General features: G+C 54.3%; 22 protein-coding genes. 18 read left to right on the forward strand and 4 right to left on the reverse strand.

Annotated features, from left to right (window positions below; genetic code table 11):
• The first annotated feature begins 1 nt into the window (after position 1).
• The 18 genes from ACOKCT_RS16040 (at position 2) to pgaD (ending at position 21,071) form a co-directional block, all read left to right on the forward strand.
• Complete coding sequence (locus ACOKCT_RS16040; protein WP_159339777.1) at positions 2 to 496, forward strand: GNAT family N-acetyltransferase; 495 nt, start codon at positions 2 to 4, stop codon at positions 494 to 496.
• A gap of 44 nt (positions 497 to 540) precedes the next feature.
• Complete coding sequence (locus tag ACOKCT_RS16045) at positions 541 to 786, forward strand: YmjA family protein (RefSeq protein WP_103178569.1); 246 nt, start codon at positions 541 to 543, stop codon at positions 784 to 786.
• 95 nt (positions 787 to 881) lie between these two features.
• The gene (locus tag ACOKCT_RS16050; RefSeq protein ID WP_103178570.1) at positions 882 to 1,370 is read left to right on the forward strand and encodes a cold-shock protein; all 489 of its coding nucleotides are present in this window, start codon (positions 882 to 884) and stop codon (positions 1,368 to 1,370) included.
• A gap of 225 nt (positions 1,371 to 1,595) precedes the next feature.
• A complete protein-coding gene (locus ACOKCT_RS16055; RefSeq protein WP_159339741.1) occupies positions 1,596 to 2,309 on the forward strand; it encodes a GNAT family N-acetyltransferase in 714 nt (237 codons plus the stop codon).
• A gap of 359 nt (positions 2,310 to 2,668) precedes the next feature.
• Positions 2,669 to 3,076, forward strand: a complete 408-nt coding sequence (locus tag ACOKCT_RS16060; protein WP_159339742.1) for a hypothetical protein — start codon at positions 2,669 to 2,671, stop codon at positions 3,074 to 3,076.
• Between the two features lie 701 nt (positions 3,077 to 3,777).
• The gene (locus tag ACOKCT_RS16065; protein ID WP_180210385.1) at positions 3,778 to 3,918 is read left to right on the forward strand and encodes a hypothetical protein; all 141 of its coding nucleotides are present in this window, start codon (positions 3,778 to 3,780) and stop codon (positions 3,916 to 3,918) included.
• A 351-nt stretch (positions 3,919 to 4,269) separates the two neighbouring features.
• Entirely contained in the window at positions 4,270 to 4,407 is a 138-nt protein-coding gene (locus ACOKCT_RS16070; RefSeq protein ID WP_156654036.1) for a Hok/Gef family protein, read from the forward strand.
• Between the two features lie 581 nt (positions 4,408 to 4,988).
• Entirely contained in the window at positions 4,989 to 5,999 is a 1,011-nt protein-coding gene (locus tag ACOKCT_RS16075) for a LacI family DNA-binding transcriptional regulator (protein ID WP_156654037.1), read from the forward strand.
• A 121-nt stretch (positions 6,000 to 6,120) separates the two neighbouring features.
• Positions 6,121 to 7,542 (forward strand): glycoside-pentoside-hexuronide (GPH):cation symporter, encoded by a 1,422-nt coding sequence (locus tag ACOKCT_RS16080; RefSeq protein ID WP_156654038.1) that lies wholly within the window; start codon positions 6,121 to 6,123, stop codon positions 7,540 to 7,542.
• Positions 7,526 to 9,211: a glycoside hydrolase family 32 protein gene (locus tag ACOKCT_RS16085; RefSeq protein WP_156654039.1), complete on the forward strand. Its 1,686-nt coding sequence runs from the start codon at positions 7,526 to 7,528 to the stop codon at positions 9,209 to 9,211. The genes ACOKCT_RS16080 and ACOKCT_RS16085 overlap by 17 nt, the downstream gene beginning before the upstream one ends.
• Before the next feature lie 39 nt (positions 9,212 to 9,250).
• Entirely contained in the window at positions 9,251 to 10,627 is a 1,377-nt protein-coding gene (locus tag ACOKCT_RS16090; protein ID WP_420193656.1) for a right-handed parallel beta-helix repeat-containing protein, read from the forward strand.
• Positions 10,627 to 11,595, forward strand: a complete 969-nt coding sequence (locus tag ACOKCT_RS16095) for a carbohydrate kinase family protein (protein WP_156654041.1) — start codon at positions 10,627 to 10,629, stop codon at positions 11,593 to 11,595. The genes ACOKCT_RS16090 and ACOKCT_RS16095 overlap by 1 nt, the downstream gene beginning before the upstream one ends.
• Positions 11,596 to 12,279: 684 nt before the next feature.
• Positions 12,280 to 13,023 carry a Slam-dependent surface lipoprotein gene (locus tag ACOKCT_RS16100; RefSeq protein ID WP_103178575.1) on the forward strand — a complete coding sequence of 248 codons (744 nt, stop codon included), beginning with the start codon at positions 12,280 to 12,282 and terminating at the stop codon, positions 13,021 to 13,023.
• A gap of 52 nt (positions 13,024 to 13,075) precedes the next feature.
• Positions 13,076 to 14,491 carry a surface lipoprotein assembly modifier gene (locus tag ACOKCT_RS16105; RefSeq protein ID WP_420193657.1) on the forward strand — a complete coding sequence of 472 codons (1,416 nt, stop codon included), beginning with the start codon at positions 13,076 to 13,078 and terminating at the stop codon, positions 14,489 to 14,491.
• Positions 14,492 to 14,878: 387 nt separating this feature from the next.
• Positions 14,879 to 17,281 carry a poly-beta-1,6 N-acetyl-D-glucosamine export porin PgaA gene (gene pgaA / locus ACOKCT_RS16110; RefSeq protein ID WP_236560465.1) on the forward strand — a complete coding sequence of 801 codons (2,403 nt, stop codon included), beginning with the start codon at positions 14,879 to 14,881 and terminating at the stop codon, positions 17,279 to 17,281.
• A 9-nt stretch (positions 17,282 to 17,290) separates the two neighbouring features.
• Positions 17,291 to 19,306, forward strand: a complete 2,016-nt coding sequence (gene pgaB, locus ACOKCT_RS16115; RefSeq protein ID WP_103178578.1) for a poly-beta-1,6-N-acetyl-D-glucosamine N-deacetylase PgaB — start codon at positions 17,291 to 17,293, stop codon at positions 19,304 to 19,306.
• Positions 19,303 to 20,637, forward strand: a complete 1,335-nt coding sequence (gene pgaC / locus ACOKCT_RS16120; protein WP_103178579.1) for a poly-beta-1,6-N-acetyl-D-glucosamine synthase — start codon at positions 19,303 to 19,305, stop codon at positions 20,635 to 20,637. The genes pgaB and pgaC overlap by 4 nt, the downstream gene beginning before the upstream one ends.
• The gene (gene pgaD, locus ACOKCT_RS16125) at positions 20,634 to 21,071 is read left to right on the forward strand and encodes a poly-beta-1,6-N-acetyl-D-glucosamine biosynthesis protein PgaD (RefSeq protein ID WP_159339756.1); all 438 of its coding nucleotides are present in this window, start codon (positions 20,634 to 20,636) and stop codon (positions 21,069 to 21,071) included. The genes pgaC and pgaD overlap by 4 nt, the downstream gene beginning before the upstream one ends.
• 44 nt (positions 21,072 to 21,115) lie before the next feature.
• Here the strand turns inward: pgaD and ACOKCT_RS16130 are convergent, their stop codons facing one another.
• Genes ACOKCT_RS16130 through ACOKCT_RS16145 form a run of 4 tightly spaced genes read right to left on the reverse strand, consistent with a single transcriptional unit; the run spans position 21,116 to position 25,856 of the window.
• Positions 21,116 to 22,615 (reverse strand): FGGY family carbohydrate kinase, encoded by a 1,500-nt coding sequence (locus tag ACOKCT_RS16130; protein WP_159339757.1) that lies wholly within the window; start codon positions 22,613 to 22,615, stop codon positions 21,116 to 21,118.
• Positions 22,616 to 22,629: 14 nt separating this feature from the next.
• On the reverse strand, positions 22,630 to 24,048 hold the full coding sequence (locus ACOKCT_RS16135; protein ID WP_159339758.1) for an L-fucose/L-arabinose isomerase family protein: 1,419 nt from the start codon (positions 24,046 to 24,048) through the stop codon (positions 22,630 to 22,632).
• 34 nt (positions 24,049 to 24,082) lie between these two features.
• Positions 24,083 to 25,033, reverse strand: a complete 951-nt coding sequence (locus ACOKCT_RS16140) for a transketolase family protein (protein WP_159339759.1) — start codon at positions 25,031 to 25,033, stop codon at positions 24,083 to 24,085.
• A complete protein-coding gene (locus ACOKCT_RS16145; protein ID WP_156654046.1) occupies positions 25,026 to 25,856 on the reverse strand; it encodes a transketolase in 831 nt (276 codons plus the stop codon). The genes ACOKCT_RS16140 and ACOKCT_RS16145 overlap by 8 nt, the downstream gene beginning before the upstream one ends.
• Positions 25,857 to 26,016 lie beyond the last annotated feature (160 nt).

Genomic DNA, 26,016 nt, shown 5'->3' on the forward strand with positions numbered 1-26,016 from the left:
AATGGTCTCATTTCGACCCCTGACAGAGGATGAGTATCCTGCTTATCTGGACTATTTTATTGATGATTATGCCGGGGAGATCGCCTCAAACTACGGACTCTCTCAACACGATTCTCTTGCCAGAGCGAAGCAGGAAATTGCTGAAATGCTTCCTGAAGGCGTGAATACGCATGGACACGTTTTACTCTCTCTTGTTGCGCCGATAGATCAGACCAACAGGCCTGTCGGTTATCTCTGGTACAAACCCGATACGATGATGCGTTCAGTGTTTATCTACGATTTTCATATTTTCACCTCTTGTCAGGGGGAGGGGCTGGGTAAACAGACTCTTCGCGTTTTTGAAGCGCATCTGCGCGAAAGGGGCTTTAAAGAGATCAGACTGCGGGTGGCAGGGGATAATGCCCGTGCCCGGCATCTTTACGAGACCAGCGGTTTTGGCATTACCGGAGTCAACATGAGCAAGTCTATTGTGGCGCCCGCGGAAAAAATATTGTGAGGATGCTAAAATCCTCGCAACAACTGACACCCTGAGGATAACGCATGAGCAACGACGTACCGATTAAATACTATGACATCGTGGATGAGTACACGACGGAAGCCGCCGAACCGGTCAACGAGTCAGAGCGTGATTCGCTGGCGCTCTATTTCCAGTTGCTGATCACTCGTTTAATGAATAACGAAGAGATCAGCGAAGCGGCGCAGACCGAGATGGCGGTGGAAGCCGGCATCAACACCCAGCGCATTGACGATATCGCCAATTTTCTGAACCAGTGGGGCAATGAGTAGTTCCTGCATGAAAGACATAGTCTGCGCAGGCGTTGTGCTTTACACTGCGCGCGGCAAAAACTGAGTTAGTAACGATTAATTAGGCGGTAACGGCAATGGCGATGAACGGAACAATCACAACCTGGTTTGCAGATAAGGGCTTTGGATTTATCAAAGATGAAAACGGCGATAACCGCTATTTTCATGTGATTAAGGTCGCCAATCCCGATCTGATTAAGAAAGATGCCGCGGTAACGTTTGAACCGACCACCAACAACAAGGGGTTGTCGGCGTATGCGGTGAAGGTGATCCCCGAGAGCAAATATATTTACCTCGATGGCGAGCGTCATAAGATCACCTCCATCAAATCTTACCTGGTCTACAGCGAAGAAGAGCCCGCCGAAACCCGGATTGATAAAGAGAACGGCGTGCTGTCGGTGAAGAGCCTGATGGGCAATATCGCGCCGAAATCAACGGCCAAAGCGGGCGAAATGCGCACGGTAAGAAAACTGGCTATCACCACCTTCCAGGGCAAAACCTTTATCTTCTCCGAAGATGAGATTGACCTGGACGCCACGGTGAAAATGCTCAAGAACCTGAAGTAATCTGCATCCTGCCGGGTAGCGGCTGCGCCTTACCCGGCCTGCAAACCAAAGCGGCGCGAAACGCAGACCCGTGCAAGCGCAGCGCCGTCCTCTCATCGACCTTCTCTCCTGATACATCGCCAGTATAAAGAATTATTTACGCGATTAACGCGCCCGGCAGTACTGTTATGCAGACAATCCTGTATTGTGAAATAACAAACCGTTAACAAAGAAGGGGGTAGCAGCGTGCCGGAGATGAATATCTGGGGACAGATGGTTAACGATCCTGTTCCCGGCTGGCAAGGGGCCAGTGTACTGGAGCGTGGGGTGCTGGAAGGGCGTCTTTGCCGCCTTGAGCCGCTGAATGCGCACCAGCATGCGAGCGATCTGTTCGAGGCCTACGCGCTGGGCGACGACAGCGACTGGACCTGGCTTGCCAGCAATCAACCTGCCAGCGTGGAAGAGACCGCCTGCTGGGTGCAGGGCAAAGTGCAGGATATGGCGCTGGTGCCTTTTGCAGTGATCGATCGCCAGAGCGAGCGCGCCGTCGGGCTGGTCTGTTATATGGCCATTGAGCAACAGCTGGGTTCGGTGGAGATAGGGCATGTCACCTGGTCGCGCAAAATGAAAAACAGCCCGCTCGGCACAGAGGCGATCTGGCTGCTGCTGAAATATGGTTTTGAGCGAGGCTATCGCCGTCTGGAGTGGAAGTGCGATTCGATGAACATCCCCTCGCGCCGGGCCGCAGAGCGGCTGGGCTTTACCTGGGAAGGGCGGTTGCGCCAGAAGCTGGTGCGTAAAGGCCGTAACCGCGACAGCGATATGCTCTCCATCATCGATAGCGAATGGCCGGAGCGGGACGCGGCTCTGCGTGGCTGGCTGGCCGCAGATAATTTTGATAACGATGGACGGCAGATCAAACGCCTTGAGGCGTTTCACGCTCGCCCCGAAACGGCATAACAGTGAGTTTATAGCAGGGGCCCCTCTGAAAAGGGGCCCCTGTGCCGTTTATTTTCTTTTGCCATTAACAATATTATTTATTCAGATTACTCCGCAATTAAAAGTATACATTTATTATCTTTAGCAGCCCGAATTAATACGCCTTATTATCACCCCGTTGGTATTAATTGCGCGGATGATAGCACTCAGCGGAAATAACCAGCCTGTCTGTAAAACGTCTGTGGAGCGCAGCCTTTTCGGCTGGCGCAACCTTGTGCTGCGCGGTGAGGCCAGGCGTTTCTTTGTCGAAAGTCGTCATGATTTATGGTGATGTGAATCAATTATTAAATCCTTTACTTAATTGAAAAGAGAAATTTGAAATGGGCATAATTAAAAAAATTCTTCTGGCTATTGTCATCATTGCTGGTGTGCTGAATATCTCCAGACAGGCTCACGAATATGGCCTCGATATTGGCTTGCAGTTGCTGACAGTATTTATCCTGAGTACCACTTTCCTGTGGCGCTGGGCGTCCGGCCACCTGCCACATATCGGGAAACCAGTCGCGATTACGCTCATGATGGTAACCATGCTGATCGCGCGGGTAATTGTTGAGTATGCCATCGCCGATCATCTGCACGTTGACCTGGTGGAGGTCATCCATACCAGCCTCAAATACAGCCCATGGCTCTGGCTGGCGATGTTCCTGGGTTCGGGTGTGAAGGTCTTTTTCTGGCGCTGGCTGTTTGCGGGCGTGCGCCAGGAGAACAGATCGGATGTTACCGCCTGAGGGCAGGGCAGAAACCGGCGCGGGAACGCGAGCACGATCGTAAGGCGCGCTACAACCATCATCACCACCGTTAAACAGGTCAACCCACCTCTTTGGTGGGCATGATATCGTCCGGTTACCGCACTTTATGAGCCTTGACTCATTTGACTAAAGTCAAACTTTATTGACTTATTTAATTGTCTTAATAATGTTATTTAGTGACGGTTTTTAAAAAGTTGTTACTAGATAAAATAGTCTTTAACTAGTCTTTTGCTCTGGTTGAGTTTGACGGGGTTATCTGAAGAGTTCAGCTCAAACGCATAGGGTATCGGGTCATTCTCTCTGAGTATCACTCTCGTCAGGCACATAACGCTCTGGTGCGCCTGACATTTGCGCAATCCCGGTAAAGATGACCACTTTGACAATCATTGAAGTCTTCTTCATGAAGTCTAATCGCAAACATAATGTTCTGCGCTGCCTGTCTATTGTAAGACATATCATTTTCTTTCATTTGAAAATAATCTATCGATAAAGTCTTTCTGATTTAACACATCTTCAACAAGATATGTCTCAGATTTTGAATATTGACATGTTTTAAGCAGACTTTCATATTTCAGGACATGAAATAACTGCATGCTTAAGACGGAGGGAGTGTGGAGAAAATCAGAAGTTATCCATCAAAGCGCAGACCGCGAGGTGAAAGTAAAAATGCCCGGTTAACCATGCTGAGCGCACGTATCGATGATGAGCTTTGTGAATACGTGCAGGCCACCGCTTACGAAACGCGTAAAAGCAAACAGGACATCATCGCAGAAGCCCTGATGCTTCATCGCCAGCACTATCAGCTTAACCCTGGTAACTGAAGCACGCCTCAGCGTACAGGTTCGTCAAACGAAAAAGGTTGTACAGAATGAGGTTTCTACGCTTCTGGCATGATTGCACCTTGCCCGATGATGACGTCGATGTAACCCACTTCATGCCAGCATCTAAACGTTTTCTGAAAAAGTAATTTAACTGGATAAATAACCAGTGGAAAGGCGGTTTTTTCACCGGTACGAGCGTAGTATTGCAGCGGGTGCCTGATGCTTTCTGAGCTCAGGCAGGTCTGGAGATGCAGAAAGCAAAAGCCCCGGAGATGTTTCCATCAACCGGGGCTACCACTCCAAACCCAGACAATTTGGATGGTAGCCTCTTCTTAGCAAGGAGGCAATGACATGCTTAACAAGTACGCCTTTTGGGCGATCCTGGTGCTGGGCGTCACGTTTCTGGTTCGCGAAACGTTATGCGAGCTGAGCTTTAAGGAGCGTGATGTGGAAGTGAAAGCTGTTCTCGCTTACGAAACGAAGAAGTAGCGGTATGCGGGGAGCAATCCCCGCTTATCCGGTTGTCGGTTTGGTACAGGCACCCGTTTTTTTGCCCCGTCTGGCGTATCGCCAGGCGGGGCATTTTTATTTGAACAGAGTTGTAGCATCCATCTTAAGGCAAGTCTCTATTTTCGGACGGTTTGTTGAGGTTTTGGGGGATAATTCATGAATGCCTTCAGTCCTTTAATGCGGCGCTTAATAAGGCGTTATGCCAAATAATCTGATGTCACGTCCGCTATGAGCGAACAGCTGACATTGCCAACAGTATTCTGTATGAATCAACGGGGAGTAGGTCAGTCCCTCAAAAGTTCATAGGTTGACGTAGGATAATGAAGCAGGGTCCTGCTCCCAACTGGTTGATGCAGATAGCACGTTAGTAATGTCCGCTCTTGACCCTGAATGTTAAAGGTCAGTCATGCAAGTGACTGGCCTTTTTGCGTCCTGGCACCGGTGAAAGTGAGAGCATGAACCGGGTTTCATGTAACGCAACAACATGTGAACTGGCTTACATTTTTGACCTCTATCACACTTTATAGTGACTCCACGGTTTAGAGGGTGCATTTCAATACATGGCTTCCATCAAAGATGTCGCAAAAAAAGCAGGTGTATCGACGGCTACGGTTTCGCGAGTGCTGAACAACCATCCGAGCGTGGTGCCTGAAACGCGTCAGGCAGTACGTGATGCGATGGATTTTCTGTGCTACGTGCCGAGCAAAAGTGCGTTTCAGTTGAGCGGCAAACGCTCCGGCCTGATAGCCGTTGTGCTACCGAACCTTGTCAATCCGCACTTTTGCGAACTGCTGGCCACCTTTGAGGAAGAAGCCCGCTACATCGGCAAGACGGTGATCGTCAAAACGCACCAGAACCAACCGCAGCAGGATAAACAGATCATTCACACGTTGATCGGGATGGGCATTGACAGTCTATTGTGGGTGCCCACGGAAGCGGAGGCGGAACTGGCGGAGTGGCTGGCGGCGACCCAGATCCCGGTAGCGGTGGTCACGCAGGTTTCCCGCTTTTTTAACTCGGTTTCCATTAATCAGAGTAAAGGTGCGGAAAGCATTGCCGAGCATTTTATCCAGACCGGGCACACCGCGTTGGGTTTTATTGCACAAGAGGGCGTGGACAATCGCAAAGTGTTCGCCTGGAGTAAAAAAATCTCCGGTCAGGGATTAAACATTGACCCGCAGAATCAATTCTGGATAGCGAAAGGTGAAGGTGAAAAAATATCGGGGCATATCAGTATTCTCGATGAGATTATCGAAAAATTAGCCAGCCGGGAAACGGTATGCACCGGCCTGATGGTCTATAACGACGTCGCCGCCAATTATATTATTGACGGGTTAAACAATAAGGGCCTCTCCGTTCCAAAGGATATTGCCATTGTGAGCTTCGATAATACGCTATTGGCGCAAACCAAGAAAATCACCAGCGTCGCACAACCGATCAGCGAAATTGCACATCTGGCGTTCCAAATGGTCAGTAATAAAAATAAGCAGGAGAGTATTGAAATGTATGAGATCGTTTCTCGCCTGATTATACGAGAGAGCAGTATCAATCTTAATATTACTGTGCTGTAAGCGTTGCATTTTTGAATGACATAAAATTTGAAAGAGAGTGAATACTCCCTTTTTTTACGACTGCATGGATTGTGATACACCCTGCTTTGTATTTATGACAGAACAATATTGAGGGATATTTATGTCTGCTATCGCCGCAGAAAAACACAGTGCTTATGAAAGATTAAGCCTGAAAGAAAAAGTCGGCTACGGTATGGGTGACGCCGGCTCCTGCATGATCTGGAGCGTACTGGCACTCTATCTGACCTGGTTTTATACCGATGTGTATGGTCTCGATGCCGGGATCGTGGGCACCCTGTTTCTGGTGATCCGCATTTTTGACGCCTTCAGCGATCCGGTGATGGGCGCAATTTGCGACCGCACCCGGACGCGCTGGGGTAAGTTCCGCCCCTGGCTGCTGTGGATGGCCGTGCCGTTTGGCCTCGGCGCGGTATTGATGTTCACCACGCCTGACCTGAGCATGAATGGAAAAATTATTTATGCCTGGGTTACTTATCTGGTGATGTCCCTGATTTATACCGCCATCAATATCCCTTATTGCTCAGTTGCAGGCGTCATTACGCTCAACCAGAAAGAACGTTTGGGCTGCCTGTCGTGGCGCTTCTTCCTCAATGGCCTCGCGACACTTATCGTCTCCTCCTCTATTCTGCCGTTAACCGACTGGCTGGGTCGAGGCAACCGGGCATTCGGTTTCCAGATGACGATGATGATCATGGGCGGTGCGGCGACCTTAATGTTCCTGTTCTGCTTCTCAAGTATTAAAGAGCGGGTGGTGTCGATTAAAGCCAATGACAGCTTGCGGAAGGATCTGAAAGATATTATTAAAAACGACCAATGGTTGTTGATGATTACAATTACCTTCCTGAACGTTTTTCCGGCCTTTATTCGCGGAGCTGTAACCATCTATTATGCCACCTACGTGATGCAAGCCTCGGTTGGATTTATCACCTTCTTTATGGCGCTCGGTGTGGGCTGTAATATGTTGGGCAGTGTTATTGCTAAACCACTGACCGACCGCTTTGATAAAATTAAGCTATTCCGCATTATTAATATCATTCTTGGTATTCTTTCTTTCGCCCTGTGGTTTGTCGATCCGCATTCGCTGACACCGCTGTTGGCTCTGTTTATCGTGATTAATATTCTGCATCTGATTCAGTCCGGCCCTATTTTATGGGCGATGATGTCGGACGTCGATGATTATGGCGACTGGAAATTAGGCAAACGCCTGACCGGTATTTCTTTTGCGGGAAACCTGTTCATGCTGAAAATGGGATTAGCGGTCGCCGGGGCGATCGTTGCCTGGATCCTGGCTTATACCGGCTATATCGCCAATAAGCCGCAACAAAATGAACAGACCCTGCAAGGCATTATCATCATGTTCTCATTATTACCGATGGTGAGCTATTTCATCAGCGCCTGGATAGTGCGCTACTTCAAACTGAACAATGCCTTGCTCGAAACCATCAAAGTCGACCTCGCCAAGCGCGAGCTGCAAACTGGCGCTGACCAGACTCAGGAGTATAAAGATGTCCCTGTCGTTTAACGTTAAGCAAGGCCAGCGGATTGATGTATGGCTAAGAGAAACGAAGCCAGTCAACCAACCGCTGTTTTCCGTCCGTATTAGAAATGAGTTGGCATTTAAAATCACCACCGCCCCACGCTACTACCACTATTTTAGCTGGACCGCGTGGCATGACGGTATCGCCTGTCTGGACTGGCTGGCGGAGCATAGCGACATCTCACTGTGCTACACCTGGCACCCGGATACGCTGCCCGAACACGGCGTCAGTTTTATCGCCACCGAAGGCAATACACTTCGATTATTGAGTGCGCAGGACGTTGCCAACGTCTATTTGCAGGATCCATTACGCCCGGCGCTGCATTTCTCTCCGCGCACCGGCTGGATGAACGATCCGAATGGCCTGCATCGCCAAGGCGACGAGTGGCATCTGTTTTACCAGTACCACCCGCACAGCACCGAATGGGGCCCGATGCACTGGAATCACGCGGTGAGCAAAGACCTTTATCACTGGCGACACTATCCGGTCTTTTTACAACCTGAGCAAAATCTGGTGGCACTGGGCGCAACGGGGGGGGCCTTTTCCGGCAGCGCGTTTACCGATGCGCAGGGGCAAACCCGCTTCTGGTATACCGAACGGCTGCCCGCTTACGATCTCTATCGCGGCTATCGTGAGATTCAGAAAATGGCGGTGCCACTGCCGGGTTACGATAAGCCCGAATCAGTGAAAACGGTCTTAACCGAGCTGCCGCCCGGCGTGGACTGTGATTTTCGCGATCCAAAAGTTTGGTATGAGGAGGCGGATGCGACCTTCTACATGATCCTCGGCGCCGCCGTCCACGGCGACCCGGCAATGCTGCTGTTTCACTCCGAAGACAGCGAGCGCTGGACATTCCATCATGTGTTGTACACGGCCCCCAAATACTTTCGTGAAAACGGCGGCCGCTGCGTCGAATGCCCAGACTTTTTCTGCCTCGACGGCGTGTGGGTATTGATCATTGGCGTTGTGGGTTATACCGAGCCCGTCACCGGCCGCCATAACCTGCTGTTCGCGCAAACCGGGGATTTCCGCAACGGTAACTTCACTCCGTCGGCACAGCCGCTGCAGATGCTCGATTTCGGTACCGATTTTTACGCCCTGCAAACCTGGGGTGAGGACGATTCGCGCACCGGTTTTGCCTGGCTATACAACTGGGGCACGCCAAAAAGCGTCGACTCCGCCTGGTGTGGTGAAATGTCTTTACCGCGCCGCTTCCACCTCAACGCCCAGCAACAGCTCTGCATGACCCCCATCTTACCGCCAGCGTCGCTGGTGAACAGCGAGGAGAACGTGGCTGAGAGTGTGCTTTGGTCGAGCGTGGAGGGCAGTAAGGCCTGCGTCATCGCGTTTCGCCCGTCAGCCGATTTTTGTCTGACGCTGAGTGGCGACAGTGGTCAGCAAATTGTTCTGGATTACGACGACAAGGTGCTGACGCTGCGGGAAAAAGGTCAGGATGACGGGCGTTACCATGTGCCATTGGCGAGCGTGCAAGATGTCACACTGAGCTTCGATACCGGGATCGTCGAAGTCTTTGCTAACGACGGTAGCGTCTGCGGTACGCGACGTTATTATTCATGCAGCGCACTGACCCAAATAAAGCTCACCGGCGCCCCGGCAATGATCACCCACTATCGTGCTGCTTATAAAAAGTAACACCTTTTTTAAATTTAATGCCACAGAAGGATTAAACACATGTCGAGTAATAATTATTACGATGTCACGGAGTGGGGCACAGGTAATCCATATAATGACATTGGTGATGTCATTAACAACATTATCGCTGATATTAAAAGCCGACAAACCAGTACCGATGTGAATGAAGGGGGTAAACCCGGAGCGGTTATTTATATTCCGCCTGGCGATTATCATCTTCTCACTCAAGTGGTCATTGATATTAGCTATCTGAAAATTACGGGCTCCGGCCACGGCTTTACGTCATCCAGTATTCGCTTTAATACGCCAGAGAGTGACTGGCCGAACTGGCACGAATTGTGGCCGGGAGGCAGTCGTATTCTGGTCGATATGTCACCAGAAGTAGGCGCGCCAGAATCCGCCGGAGCGGCATTCTATATCGCACGCAGCGGCGACCCGCGCATCAGTTCGGTCGAGTTTGCCGACTTCTGCATTGACGGTTTGCACTTTGTCGACGATGGTTCTGGCAGCGATGACCCGGAGAACACCTACCTCAACGGTAAGACGGGGATTTACATTGCCAGCGCGCAAGACTCATTCCGCATCAGCCGGATGGGGCTGGTCTACCTTGAGCACGGCGTAACGATTTATAATGCGGATGCCCTAGCTATCCATAACAACTTTATCGCTGAATGCGGTAACTGTATTGAGTTACGCGGGTCCGGCCAGGCGTCCAAAATAACCGATAACCTGATCGGCGCAGGCTACCGGGGTTATTCAATCTGCGCTGAAAACTTCGGTGGCCTGTTAATTACCGCCAATAATATTTTCCCACGCGGAAAAAGTATCGTTCATTTCTCGAATGTGGTACGTTCCTCGATCAGCAGCAATCGGTTCCATGCGTTTTACCCGGGCATGTTGATTCTGGATAACGGCAGCGCGGAGAACCTAGTGTCATCCAACCACTTATTCCGCGAGCGTGAGCCCTGGGCGCCAATGCAGGCCTACAATAATGATCTGGATGATTTATATGGTTTGATCTATATCAGCGGCGATAATAACACCCTCGTTGCCAACCATATTTCTGAGACCATTGACACAAAATATATTACGCCGCCTGGCGCAACCCCAGTGATTATCAGGATTGTTTCCGGCAAAGGGAATACGATTTCGAATAACCATATTGTGGCGACCACCGAACCGTCTGATGGACAGGTAACGGCTGACGCCAGCGCCTGTTTTTCCACCCAGGTCAGCGCGCTGTTGTCGACCCAGGATCTTGAAACGTTAATCGTAACCGCTGTGCAGGTGGAATCGGCCTCGCAGCAAAATACGGTGCTGGATTCCGGTACCGACGACCAGGTGATTCTCGATAAGTCCGTAAACGCTTTCAGAGCGACGCCCACGCCCGGCGGAGCGGTGGAGGGACAGCGCTAATGCGTGGTCATCACATCGCCTGCATTGGCGAACTGTTAATTGATTTTGTCTGCACCGACATTGGGCTGGGCCTGAAACAGGGGGCGCGCTTCCTGAAAAAAGCCGGAGGCGCTCCGGCCAACGTGGCGGCAGCCATCACTCGCAGCGGTGGCCGCGCCAGGCTTGCGGCGAAGGTCGGGCACGATCCTTTCGGCGAATTTCTGCTTCATACGCTGGAAGCCGAGGGCATCGAGTGCGCGGGCGTGACGCGCTGCGCGACGCCCACCACGCTGGCCTTTGTCGGTTTGCAGGACAACGGTGAGCGTGATTTCACCTTCTGCCGTGGCGCCGATGGCGAGCTTTGCTGGCAGGATATTCCCGCTGATTTTCTGGAGGATGTCGGCATCGTTCATTTTGGTGCCGCCACGGGACTGCTGGACGGCGAGCTGTACGTCACCTATCAGCGCCTGTTGCATGAAGCAAAACAGCGTGGGCTGTTGATCGCATTTGATCCCAACTATCGCGACGGCTTGTGGGGACAGGATCCACAAGAATTTATCGCCCGTTGCACATCGTGGTTCCTGCAGGCAGATATCGTCAAAGTCAGTGAAGAGGAACTGAGCTTCATTACCGGCGCGAAGACCAGCACCGAAGGATGCCGTCGGTTACACGACGCGGGAGTCAGCTACGTCGCCGTCACCTGCGGTCGGCGAGGAACGTGGGTCAGCCATCGCGACGGGATGCAGGAACTGATCCCCTCGGTGCCGGTGGATGCAATCGATTCGACCGGCGCAGGCGATGCGTTTATCGGCGCACTGTTAGCGCAAATTGTACAATCCGGCTGTACGTTAAACAATTGGCAGCAGTGCCTGGAGGCCGTGCGCTGGGCCAACATCTGCGGTGCGCTGACCTGCACCAAATTTGGCGCAATTGATGCCATCCCGCTTGCTCAGGACGTGGATGCCTGGCTGGAAAAGCACAAACGCTGAAACGCAAATGGAATTGCTAAGTAGTAAGCGGAAGGTGACAATAGCCCCCCTGAAACCACCTCCTGGGAGGTGGTGATTGATCCTGTATGGCTATAGCCTGAAGAATGTCCATGCCGGAATATTGAGTCGCCACGGCTTCGTCAGTCACTTTTTAAACTGGCTGACAAGCACCAACTTCCGCTATTGGCACAAAGCGGACCATTATAAATTTTCTGATGCAGGCGGTAATCGCGACTTTTTCAGGCTTTCCACCTGCAATGCAACCTATAGAACTCTTCAGTCTTAGGGCTATATCAGCACCGCTGAACGCATCGCCCTCTTTTGCATGGCCGTAACAGAGCAGACTGATTCCTCTGATATCGGGTTTAAAAGACGTTCAGGATTGTTCCATTAAAAAACGTAAAAACCTGAGTTGCATTATTTGTAATAGGCAGAAGAGAGGATGAATAAGGGCACATAATGAAGCGTGCGTGAAGAAACGCTAATTCATCCCCTTAAGTTAAATTAACGCCGATTAACAGAGCCCCAGGCGAGACATTGTGTAAGTGGTTGTTAAGATTAATCTTAGAATGAACGGCGATAAGGACTAATCATTAGAGATGCTAAATGTTTTGGCGTAAATTCATTCGCAAAAATTATGTTACAAATCCTGCGAATTTATTCACAACCAAGGACGTTTAGCGTATGGGGATTTTAAAACCTGGTTTATTACTGACCGCTTTTGTGTTGACTGCATGTGGTGGTGGTAGCGGCGGCGGGGGTGGTGGTGGCGACAGCACGCCTCCGGTAACCACTGCGCCTGTGCAAACGGATAACGGCAATACGGGTACCACCCCGGAAACCCCTGCCACGGCACCGGTCAGCCTGACCACCGGCGGTACCCTTTCTGGTTGGACCTACACCACCCCTGAGGGCCGTGAATATGTTATGCGCGGCACCGGGATCTCTGCGGGCCTGGTGCAAACCCAGCGGCTCACCCGTGACGACCGTTCCCCGGTCTCCTCAACGTCCTGGTGCTGTGGCCGGATGAGTTACACCACATTCGGTACCTGGACACAGTATGAAAAAGGTCAGCATGAGGTCTTCTACACCGGGGATGCCACGCTCGCGGCTAACGTGCCAACCCAGGGCACTGCGACCTATGTAGGTCACGGTATGCGTGAAAATATCCTGAGCGATGCCAGCTTTAACATTGATTTCGCCGCGAAAACCATCAACGGCACCATTGCCGGCAATGATACCTTTGGTAGCGAAATTGCGATGCAGGGCAACATTGCCAACGGTGGATTCACCGGTAATGCGCAATCCGGCGGGCAGGCGGGGACCTTCACCGGACATTTCAATGGTCCAACAGCTGAAGAGTTAGGCGGTCTGGCGCAGTTTGCAGACACGACTAAAAACGCATCCTTTGGCGCGACACGTCAATAAAACGTTTTCCGGTCAGCCAGGCTGACCGGACCTTCAGATGGTAAGCCTTTCTATGAATATTTTGCGTACTGGCGCACTGAGTTTGCTCTGCCCGCTCAGCGTTGCGTTTGCTGCGCCGCCGGAAACCGACTCAATTCCTGCAGCTCCCCACTTTGAACGACTGACCACGCCGGACAAACGCACTGGGCCTGGCGATAAGACGCTGCATGTTACCAATGCGCAACTGGCGGAACAGCCAGAGCTGGCAATGGCGCTACTCGATCAGGCCATTCGTGAAGAGAAGTGGCCGATGGTTCGTGCCATTTTACCTGTCTATGCGGCCTCACCCAATCCGGATTCAACCCTGATTCATTTTGCAAAAGCCGGTCTGGCGCGTAGTCAGGGGCATTATGCAGAGGCGATCGAACACTATCGCGCTATTCTGAGCAGGCATCCTGACTTTGCTGCGGTGCGTCTGGATTTAGCGCGGGCCATGTTTGAAAATCGTCAGTTTGACGCGGCTGATTATCAGTTTCGTCGGGTATTACAAAGCAATCCGCCTGAGAATATTCAGCAGGTCATTGCGCAATATCTTGAGCGCATTCAGCAAGGCAGCGCATTAACGGGTTCCTTCAGCGTGAGCTATCTGAATGACAGCAATGTGAATAATGCGTCATCGGGTAAAACCATTCGGGTTGGCGATCGTCTTTTTATTCGTAATAAAGAGAGTTTCCCTCAGCGCGGGGAAGGTTTCTGGTTCAATGGCGCATTACAAAAAGATGTTCAACTCTACGATCAGCATGGCTTGCGATTTATTGGTACGGTAAACGGTAAGAGTTACTGGAATAACCATGATTTTGATGATATTACCACCCGCGCTTATGCTGGCTATCAATGGCGTAATTTCCGGCAACAATTCGCCCTGTTACCTTTCTATGAAAAAAGATGGTATGGCACCGAGGCCTATTCTTCTGGCCCTGGCGTCCGCGCCGAATACAGTTATTTACTTACGCCCACCTGGCAGGTGAGTCAGGCGCTGGAATATCAGAAACTGGATTATGATAATGAAGATTATCGATTCCTGCGCGGGCAAAATCGTTACTCCTCCACAACCCTGTCCCATGCCTTCAGTAACCGGGTGTCAGGGTTTGCCGGCTTCGATCTGCTCGATCAGCAGACCTTCACTCGCAGTGAATCTAACCATCGGGTAGGTTTACGCAGCGGGGTGCAGGTGGATATGCCCTGGCAACTCTCTTTTGCCGCCACCACGGCCATTGCCAGACGCAATTACCAGGCTGACAGTGATATCTTCTCGACGCGACGGAAAGATACCGAACAGATCTATAATCTCTCGCTCTGGCATCGCGACCTCTATTTCTTTGGGGTGATGCCGAAACTGAATTTCACCTGGAAGCAGGTCGACAGCAATATCGATTTCTATGATTATCGACAGAGGAATGTCCTGCTATCGCTGGATAAGAATTTTTAACAGACGCTTACCAGGCCATTTTACTGAGTGTGCAGAACACGTCTGCTACGAAAGGGTGAAATTAAGATGAAAAGCACGCTTCGGCGTGTTTTTTATTTTATGGATTGGTAAAACTTCAGCGTGGCTGCTAACTTTTTTGAGCGGCGTTCAGGTCCTTTTTTTAAAGCAAATAGTCTTTTATTGAATAATGATAAATACGAAGAAAGTATGAGATTTTAAATTTACCGGTGCTTTTTAGTTTCTTGTTTAGCTATTGCATTTTCGTCATCTTTTAGCCATGAAAAAATGAAAGGCTCATGTTAAAACAGAGATAAAGGGATAGCTATGCTCAGAGTTTCCTGCCCCTCTTGCGTTATTAATCCCTTGCGTTCGGGACGATATTTATTAATGGTGAGCATGTTATTCCCGACATGGGTATACGCTGAGATGTCGACCTACGACGAGCTTATTATTCAGGCGCGGGATGGTGACCGCCAGCCTTTATTGCAATACCTGGCCGTTCGGGAAAAGGAGACGCAGTTAACAGCGGGAGAGATTGCTGACTGGCTTCAGGTTTCCTCATGGGCTAATAATGATGCGGAGACGCTGGCGGTATGGGAGCGTTATCGCCAACACATGGCCATCCCTGCCAGAGGGCAGGTCGCTGCCGCCCGCGCGCTGCGTAACCAAAAGCAGTGGAATGCCTCGCTGGCCGTCTGGGAAAGCGTTCTGCAAGATGAACCCGGCAATAGCGACGCCCGCACCGGCTGGATAATGACGCTCGCAGATGCCCATCGCAACGAGCAGGCCGTCACCGAAGCCCGGCGCTGGGCAGACGAGGAGCCGGGGCCAGAGAGAGAGGCCCTGCTGGCTTATGTTTATCATGCTCAGGGGAAAAACTGGGATTCTGTACTGGCGGCCAGCCACCTCGATACCGATTCAGACCGCAACAAAAACGTGGTGCCCACGCTGTTGGCTGCGATGTCGGCCAGCCGCATTGCGGGCCCTGCGCTGACCCTTTCAGAGCGCTTTCCGCAGCCTGATGCCATTAAACGTCAACTTGAACTGGATGCGGCGGCGCAAACGGTCCGCGCTGCGTTCACGCCCACCCGCAATGAAGATGAACGATTTCTGGTGGCAGATAAAGCCCTGGCTCGCTATGACGCGCTGATTGCCGCATGGGAACACCTTCCCGAGGCGCAAGCTGATGTGCGACGCGCCAGAATTGACCGGCTGGGGGCGCTGGTTATTCGTAAACGCATGGCGGAAGCGATCGCCGAATTTGAATCGCTTGAGGCGAACGGAACGCCCGTGCCTGACTACGCCAGAAGATGGGTCGCTTCTGCCTATCTTGCGCAGAAGCAGCCGGACAAAGCCGAGTCGCTGCTTGAAAGCATCTATTTTCCGCGTGGCTCGACCCTGGCATCCACGCCGCTGACTATGGACGATCAGCAGGAACTGCTCTATGCCCGTCTCGATAACAACCATTTCGACGAAGCGAAGCAGCAACTGGATGACTACAGCAAAGAGAGCCCTTACCTGCGAAAGATCTATGGCTCTCCTACGCCGCAGCCCAATGACAACTGGCTGCTGGCCAGAACCTTACAAACCGAATATCTGGTGGCCGTTAATGATTTGCCCGCAGCCGAGAAGCATGCGGAGCGGTTGGCGCGCACAGGATCGGGTAACCAGGCACTGCGTATTGCCTATGCCTCAGTGCTGCTGGCGAGAGGATTACCGCGTGCCGCAGAGGGCGAACTTAAGCTTGCTGAAGTCATTGAACCCAGCAACCTGGCGCTGGAAAGGCAGCAGGCATGGACGGCCATGGAGCTACAGGAGTGGCAACAGGCCGAGGAACTCACAAAAGATGTGGTCAGCCGTAGCCCGGATGATGCCGCCACGTTGCAGCTTGAACGACTGATGGCGGTGCATAACAAAGCGGAACTGCGGATAGCCGGATCTCAGGGCATCTCATCCGACAATCCGGTCAGTGGCAAAGATGATTTTACCCTCAACACTGCGCTTTATAGCCCGCCTGTTAACCAGAACTGGCGGCTGTTTACCGGCTACAACTTTGCCCGCGGCGAGTTTGAGGAGGGGAAGGGAATAAGCCGGGACCTGCTGGCGGGCGTGGAATGGACCTCAAGGAATAGCTGGGCCGAAATGGAGATCTCCGGGCGCAACGATAACACCGATCAGAAAATCGGCGGACGCCTCTCCGGCTGGTACGATTTCAGCGACAGCTGGCGGGTCGGAGGCTCGGCGGAGCGGTTATCCCGTAACACGCCGCTGCGTGCCCTGCGCAATGGGGTAAACGCCAACGGTGGCGATCTGTGGTTACGCTGGTATCAGAACGAACGACGGGAATATCAACTTTCCCTTTTCGGTGCCCATTTCACCGACGGCAACGATCGCCTGGAGTATGGCATCAGCGGTAAAGAACGCCTCTGGACGTCGCCACGTTTTACGCTGGATTTTATCCCTGGCATCGGCGGCAGCCACAACAGCAAAGAAGATGTGCCTTATTACAACCCCAAACGCGATCTTTCGGCAGTGGCAGGGCTGCGTGCCGAACAGGTGCTGTACCGCCATTACGACACGGTCTGGAAGCAGCAGTTTGAAGCGGGGGCGGGCAGTTACTGGCAAAAAGGGTACAGCGCTGGGGCCATCAATCAGTTTGGTTACGGGCAACGTATTCAATGGAATAACGTAGTGGATGCCGGGGTGAAACTGACCTGGGATAAGCGTCCTTACGACGGGAAGCGGGAGCGCAATATTGCCCTCGCATTTGATCTGAATGTCAGGTTTTAAGGGCGCATCATGATGAAACGATGGCTTCTCGCCGCGAGGGTAATCGTCGGGTGGATGATGATGAGCATGTGTGCACTGGCCGCGGCACCACGTTATCTTCCTCCCGCCGAACGGCCGGCGCTCTATGCGGACCAGCCCTGGCCCAAAAACAGCTTTCTTGTGCTGGCCTGGCACGACGTGGAGGACGGCGCCGCCGATCAGCGCTATCTCTCCGTGCGCACCAGCGCCCTGAACGATCAGTTTGCCTGGCTGCATGATAACGGCTACCACCCGATTAGCGTGCAGCAGGTGCTGGATGCCCATGCAGGAAAAAGCACCTTGCCGGAAAAGGCGGTGATGCTGACCTTTGATGATGGATACAGTAGCTTCTCGACGCGCGTTCTGCCGCTGCTTCGGTTGTTCAGATGGCCTGCTTTGTGGGCGCCAGTCGGCAGTTGGGTGGATGCACCGGAACATTCGCTGGTGGATTTTGGCGGACTCAAGACGCCGCGGGAAAAATTTGCCACCTGGAAGATGGTACGCGAGGCGAGCGAGTCGGGGCTCGTGGAAGTGGGTGCGCACACCTGGGCATCCCATTACGGTCATCAGGCCAATCCGCAAGGCAGTCAGGAGCCCGCAGTCGCTAACCGTTTCTACGATAAAACCCGCGGGCAGTACGAAACGGATGCGCAGTTTGAAAAGCGTATAAATGCCGACCTGGCGCGTATTACGGGCAAAATCAAAGAGGTCACCGGGAAAGCGCCGCGCGCCTGGGTCTGGCCCTACGGTGCGGCGAGCGGAACAACGCTGAAGCTTGCGCATCAGCAGGGCTACCAGATGGCTTTCACCCTAAACCAGGGGCTGGCGAATGCCGCCAGGCTGGAAGACGTTCCCCGGGTGCTGATTTCCAACAACCCTTCGCTGCGTAGCTTCGCCAGCCAGATAGCTCAGGTCAGAGAACCTGAAAACATGCGGGTTATGCATGTCGATCTCGACTATGTCTACGACAAAAACCAGGCTCAACAGCGTAAAAATATCGATCTGCTCATCCAGCGTGTTTTCGATATGAAGATCACCCATGTCTTCTTACAGGCCTATGCCGATCCGAAAGGGGACGGCAACGTCAATGCGCTCTATTTTCGCAGTCGCTGGCTACCGATGCGGGCGGATCTGTTTAACTTCGTCTCCTGGCAGTTACAGACCCGTGCCGGGGTGAAGGTTTACGCATGGATGCCGGTACTGGCGTTTGGGTTAGACCCCTCGGTGCCTCGCGTGGCGGCATGGTCGCCAGACAACGGACGCATTGCGCCAGATAACCAGCATTATTTGCGCTTATCACCCTGGAATGCGGTTGCCCGGCAGAGAATCAACGACATCTACGAAGACCTGGCGCGCCATGCCAACTTCAACGGCATCCTGTTCCATGATGACGCTTTTTTAACCGACTTTGAGGATGCCTCCCCGGATGCGCTCAAAGCCTATCGTGCAGCAGGCTTCCCGGATAACCTCGCGGAGATACGCGCCAATCCGCAACTGCTGGCGCGCTGGACGCGCTTTAAAAGTCGCGCCCTGATTGATTTTACCCGACAGCTCACGCAAACCGTGCGTGCCGTGCGCGGCCCGCAGATCAAAACTGCCCGCAACATTTACGCCATGCCGGTACTGGATCCGCAGAGCGAAACCTGGTTTGCGCAGAATCTGAATGATTTTCTCAGCACCTACGACTGGACAGCGCCGATGGCGATGCCGCTGATGGAAAATGTCCCGGTCAACGAGGCCAATGCCTGGCTGGACAGACTCGTCGGGCAGGTCGCCCGTTTCCCTGGCGCGCTGGATAAAACGGTCTTTGAACTTCAGGCGCGGGACTGGCGTAAGGGGGCAGGGCAGGACGCTATTAGCGGTGAAATGCTTAACGGGTGGATGCGACAGCTCAAGATGAGCGGTGCCGGAAACTATGGCTACTACCCGGACGATTTCATTAACGATCAACCCCGGATGGCAGAGATCCGTTCTGCTTTTTCCTCTTACTGGTATCCGCAAAAATGACCGATCGCCTCATCGCCTTCCTGATCCTTTGCCTGATGTTCAGTTTTCCGCTCGGCGTGGCGGTGATTTTTACCGGTGAAGTGATCCTTAATTTCGTCTTTTTCTGGCCGCTGTTTATGTCGGCCCTCTGGATAAGCGGTGGGCTTTATTTCTGGCTTCACCGCGAGCGCCACTGGCCGTGGGGGCCGGGCACACCGCCCCCTACACTCGCAGGCAATCCGCTGATTTCCATTCTTGTGCCCTGCTTTAACGAAGGGCTGAATGCACGCGAGACTATTGAAGCGGCGCTGGCGCAGCGTTATGAAAATATAGAAGTGATTGCTATCAATGACGGTTCTATAGACAACACCGCGACCGTGCTGGACCAGTTAGCGAGTAAATATTCGCGGCTGCGGGTGATTCATCTGGCGGAAAATCAGGGCAAAGCGGTCGCCCTGCAGGCAGGTGCCGCGGCGGCGCGCAGTGACTTTCTGGTGTGTATTGATGGTGATGCGCTGCTGGACAGAGATGCGGCGGTGTATATGGTCGCACCGCTGCTCAATTACCCTCGCGTGGGGGCCGTGACCGGTAATCCGCGTATCCGTACCCGTTCAACGCTGATTGGGCGAGTCCAGGTGGGGGAATTTTCATCTATCATCGGCCTCATCAAGCGTACCCAACGCGTCTATGGTCAGGTCTTTACCGTTTCCGGTGTCATTGCCGCTTTTCGCCGTCGCGCCCTGGCAGAGGTGGGGTACTGGAGCCCGGATATGATCACGGAAGATATTGATATCAGCTGGAAGTTACAGCTGCGCCATTGGTCAATTTTCTTCGAACCTCGGGCGCTGTGTTGGATTTTGATGCCCGAGACGCTGAAGGGGCTCTGGAAACAGCGTCTGCGTTGGGCGCAGGGGGGCGCGGAGGTGTTTATTGTCAATATGCGTCGCTTGTGGAGCTGGGAGTACCGGCGCATGTGGCCTCTGTTTCTTGAGTTTTGTATGTCAACCGCATGGGCCTTTGCCTATGCCGTCAGCATCCTGCTGTTTCTCATCGGGCTGCTTATTCCGATGCCCGATTCTTTATATGTTCAGCACCTTTTCCCACCGGCTTTTACTGGCCTGATGCTGGGCGTGGTCTGTCTGTTGCAGTTCGCGGTCAGTCTGTTTATTGAACGACGCTACGAGAAAGGTATTGCGGCGTCACTGTTCTGGGTTATCTGGTTTCCGGTGGTGTACTGGATGTTGAGCCTGTTCACTACGCTTGTGGCTTTCCCGAAAGTGATGCTGCGCCGTAAACGCAGCAGAGCGCGTTGGGTGAGTCCCGATCGCGGTATTGGGAGATTAAAACCATGATCCAACCATTAATTTTTACTGAACAACGGCTGTTTCCACGCGCGCTCGATTTGCTGTTAACGATCGTTGCCTGGCTGGGGTTTAGCTGGCTGATTTACAGTGGTCTGATAAGCGCGATTGAACATGATCCGTTTATGGGGACCAGGCCGTTCTACACCACGCTCAGTACGTTGAGTATCTACCTGCTGGTGGCCTGTCTTATCGATCTGGCGCTGATCGCCTGGGCAAAATATAACCAGCTGCGCTTTCGTGTTGAACGTCGTAAGCGCCGGCCTGGACTTGAGCGCCATGAAGTGGCGGCAAGTTTCAATATCACTCCTGAACTGGCGCTAATGATGAACCAGGCCCAGGTTTTTACCCTCGCCCATTATGATACGGGGGCAATAGACCGCGTGTGGATGGCGAAAATTCTTGCTGACGTGCGAAGCGAGTAACGAAAAACCGTGCCCCGTCTGGCGTATCACCAGACGGGGCATTTTTACCGCCGCACCCGGGCAACCGTCTCCTGCCAGGCCTGCCAGCGGGTCTGTAGCCGGGCGTGACGCGCCATGTCCGGCGTAAAGGTGACATGCTCCGGCAGATACTGGCGCAGCTGGGCGGTGGTCAGGTTAAACAGCGCCTTACGCGCCAGCAGTGCCGCCCCCATCGCTGAAAGTTCCGCCACGTCGCTGCGCATCACCGGGCAGCCGAGAAGGTCCGCCTGGTACTGCATCAGCCAGTCGTTTTTTGTCGGCCCGCCGTCCACCATCAGCGCGTTCAGGGTAAAGCCCGGATGGGCGCGCATCGCCTGCACCACGTCGGCAATCTGATAGGCGATCGACTCCAGCGCCGCGCGGATCAGGTGCGCCCGCTTCACGCCGCGGCTCAGGCCGTGGATCATCCCGCGGGCATTCTCATCCCACCAGGGGGCGCCAAGGCCGGTCAGCGCCGGCACAAAATAGACGCCGAGCGTGGAGTCTACCGAGCGGGGGAGGGTGTTGAGCTCATGGATAAGCTCCGCCTGCGACAGCTCGCTTAGCCCGGTGCTGTCCGCCATCCATGCCACCGCGTCGCCGGTGTGGGGGATATTCCCCTCCAGCCCGTAGACCAGCGTCTCGCCGTCGTGCCAGGCCACGGTGGTGGCCAGGGCTCTCACCTCGCTGCGGGCGGAGGCCACCGGCGCCATCACCGACGAGCCGGTGCCGTAGGTCGCCTTCACGCAGCCTTCCGCCCCCAGACCGTGGGCAAAGAGCGCGGCGTGAGAGTCACCGATCATCGCCATCACCGGCAGTCCGTCCGGAATAGAGGGGCCGCCGCGGGTGTAACCAAACAGACCGCTGGAGGGTTTAATCTCCGGCAGGGCCGCGCGGGGGATGCCAAACAGCGCCAGCATCTGCGGGTCCCAGTCGGCGCTGTGCAGGCTCATCAGTTGGGTGCGGGCAGCGTTGGCGTAGTCGCAGCTAAACGCCTGCCCCTGGGTCAGGTTCCACAGCAGCCAGCTGTCAACGGTGCCGAGGCAGAGCTCACCCCGGGCGGCACGCGCTGCGCCGTCGGGGATGTTATCCAGCAGCCAGCGCATTTTGGAGGCAGAAAACAGCGGCGCGATGGGCAGGCCCGTGGCCGCTCTAATCTCCGGGCCGTGGCCCTGCTCACGCAGCTGGTGGCAAAAGGCCGCGGTGCGGGAACATTGCCAGCTCAGCGCCGGGGCAATGGGTTTGCCCGTTGCCCGCTCCCAGCCCACCACGGTTTCACGCTGATTGCTGATCGCCAGCGCCGCCACTCTCTCTACCCCGACGGTGGCCAATGCGCGGGCCACCACCTCCAGAGAGGCCTCCACCAGCAGGTTGGCGGATTGTTCAACCCAGCCTTCGTGGGGCGTCTGGATTGCCAGCGCCCGGGAGAAGCTCGCCACCACATGCCCGCTGGCATCCAGCGCCACCGCTTTGGCATTGGTGGTGCCCTCGTCGAGGGCGATGATAATGTCCTTGTTCACCGACATAGCGGCCTCCAGCCTTAACGATGAAGGTAAGTTGAGACGCCAAGGTAGCGGGTAAAGGCTTCATACAGGATCTCCGCGCTGGCGGAGTGGTTCATCGCCACATGATGCTCAAAACCGTTGCGGCAGATCCAGTTCAGCAGGTTCTCCAGATGCGGCACCTGGATCACCGCCCGGCAGCCCACCGTGTCGAGCGGATCGTCCACCGACTGGCCCTGGCCCACGTAGGCTTTAATTTCCCCGGTCAGATCGTCGGTGCTCAGGCGGAAGTAGGTCAGCGGCCCGCTTTTCAGACGACCATGCACCGCGCCGCAGGTGTTCTCTTTCCCGACCGTGGTGCCGATGATGTCGGCGGTGCCCATATGCGGGGATTCAAGGCTTTCGGCGGCGAAGTTACCGCAGTGGAACAGCACGCACTTGTCGCGCTCGTCGCCGAAGTTATTGTTCCAGTCGGCAATGGAGGCCGGGTTCATATTGCTGCTGGCCAGGGCGTACATAGAGAGGGCGCCCATCACGTCCACCTCGCAGGCGCTCGGCATCAATTGCCCGGACATGACGCTCATGATCGAGCAGACGTTAATGCCGAGGTTCTCCTGCAGCGAGGTCCAGCACTGGATGGCGGTAGTGTCGATGTCGTTGGCGACCACCCACTCGCTGATCACCACAAACAGCTTCGCCATGGTCACCAGCTTGTCGGCCGGAATACGGCTGGCGTCGGCGTTATCGATCAGGATCCGCCGTTTTTCATCCACGCGGATGTCATCGTCGCGCAGGGTTTTGATCCGGGTAAAGACTTCTGACAGGTCGAGCGTCTCCACGGCGATGCCGAGGCGTTCGAGCAATTTTTCGCTGTAGCGCACGGTGTTAAAGCCCGCCGGACGGGCACCGATTGCCCCCACGCGCACGCCGCGCATGCTGCTCACCACGCGGCAGACCTGTTCGAAACGCTGCAGATCCTGCGCAAACACCTCACCGTTGAGGGCGCAGACGTGCTGGGTGGTCAGGGTAAAAGGAATGCCGTACTGACGCAGGTTGTTGCACAGGGAGATCTTGCCGCAGAAACTGTCGCGGCGGGTTGCCAGCCCCATTTTATCGAGGTTGTCCTCCTCGGCCTGCACCAGCACCGGCACGTTCAGGCCGGAAAGACGCAGGGTCTCGGCGATGGCTTTTTCATCGCCAAAGTTAGGCAGCAGCACCACCACGCCGTGAATGCTGTCGCGGTGGGCGCGAAACAGCTCGGCGCAGGCTTTCGCATCCTGACGGGTCTCCACGCCGCCGAGTTCGGTCTGGCTGGGATCGAGCATAATGGTGTTAATACCCAGACGGCCAAAGAGGGCGATCGCCTGCTCGCGCGCTTCCGCTACCAGATAGCTCGGGAAGAACCCCCGGTTGCCGATGACCACGCCCATTGTCAGTTGTTGAGGAATTCGGGACATTGCTTTTCTCTCCAGTAAGATGTTGTTGTTATTTTCAGCAAACCTGTCGCGTCAGCATTTCCCGGGCGTGCTTCACCACCCCGGCGACATCAATCTCGTGGCGTGCCCGCGTTGACGCTCTGTCGGCAGCAATCGCGTATTGTCCATCCGGGATCCCCAGCCGTTTCAGCGGCACGGCGCATCCCGCTTCGGCCAGCACTTCCGCCACCAGGCTGCCGACGCCGCCGTTGACGTTATGCTCCTCGACGCTTACCACTGCCCTGCACGGGGCAAGGGCGGCCAGCAGCTGTTGGGTATCACAGGGACGAATAGATGGAATGCTGATAACAGTGGCGTCAATACCTTCTTCCGCGAGTTGTGCAGCAGCTTCCACAATTTCATGTACCGTCGAGCCCATCGCCACCAGCGCCACGTCAGGGCCTGCGCGCAGGACGTCAATCTTGCCCGGCGTAAAACGGTAGCTGTCGTCATGCAGTTCCGGCAGGTTTTTCCCGTCGAGACGGATATAGACCGGGCCCACATGATCGAGGGCGTAATCGATGATCTGGCGGCACTCGTTCGGGCTCGACGGGGCGTAAATTTCGATATTGCCGAAGCCGCGCATGATGGCGATATCGTCGATGCTGTGGTGGGTGCTGGCGAGCGGGCCGTAGCTGGCCCCCGCGTTCAGGCCGAACAGCTTGACGTTGGTGTTGTTGTAGCAAATGTCGACTTTGATCTGCTCGTTAGCCCGCGAGATCAAAAATGGCGCGGCGTTGCAGGTGACGGCGATCTTGCCGCCGATTGCCAGACCGGCAGCGGCGCCCACCAGCGTCTGCTCAGCGATGCCGACGTTGACCAGGCGGCCCGGAAAACGCTGCATAAAGGGGGCAATTTTCGCCGTGGAGGTGGAGTCCGCCACCACCGGCACCAGGTCCACGCCGCGTTCAACGGCGTCAATAAAGGCATTCACCATCACCGTGGCGAGGTGTTCGCTATTACTCATCTTTCAGTTCCTCCAGCGCCAGTTCAATCTCTTCCCCTTTCGGCACCCGGTGGTGCCATTCAGGCCGTCCCTGAATAAACGAAATTCCCGCGCCCTTGGTGGTGTGGGCGATCACCACATGGGGTTTGCCGTTGGGTTTCAGCCCTTCCAGGGTGGCGACCACGTCCGCCATGTCGTTACCGTTGCAGGTGGTCACCTCCAGGCCGAACGCTTTCCATTTCTCATCCAGCGGATCGGTATTGAGGATCTCTTTGGTGGAGCCCGCCAGCTGGAGGTTGTTTTTGTCGTTGATAATGAACAGGTTATCCAGCTGATAGTGGGCAGCGACCAGCGCGGCCTCCCAGTTGCTGCCTTCCGCCAGCTCCCCGTCACCGGTCACCACAAACACCCGGCGCGCGCTGTTGTTGCGTTTTGCCGCCAGGGCGATCCCCACGGCCACTGGCAGACCATGCCCCAGCGCGCCGGTATTCAGCTCAATCCCCGGCGTTTTATGTTTCACTGGATGGCCCGGCAGGTGAGAGTCGGCATGCTGATAGGTGGCGAGCCACTCAACGGGGATAAACCCGGCCTCGGCCAGCACGCAGTAATAGCCGCCCACCGCGTGGCCCTTCGACTGGATATAGATATCGCGTTCATCGCTATCCTGAAGCGCCGGGGAGCAGTTCAGAATGCGGAAGTAGAGGGCGGTGAGCAGTTCGACCTGCGACAGATCGGCCCCGGTGTGGCCTCCCGCCGGGCTTTCGGCATTCAGCACGATGATCCGGCGACGAATCGAGCGCGCCCGGGTTTCAAGCTCCGCGATGGAGAGCGAAAACGGATTCATAACATACCTCCTGAATTTATAATCTGTTGTGAATAATTATTCCAGCCGGGTAAGTTATTTCCCTGTTCTCTCTGTCAGAGCAGGGATTTATAACCGCTTTGAATATATATTCAATGCTGATTTATTATTCATGTAATGTAAGATATGCCCAGTCAGGAGG

It is taken from the genome of Leclercia sp. M-A074-M (genome assembly GCF_965195605.1).
Taxonomy (GTDB): domain Bacteria; phylum Pseudomonadota; class Gammaproteobacteria; order Enterobacterales; family Enterobacteriaceae; genus Enterobacter.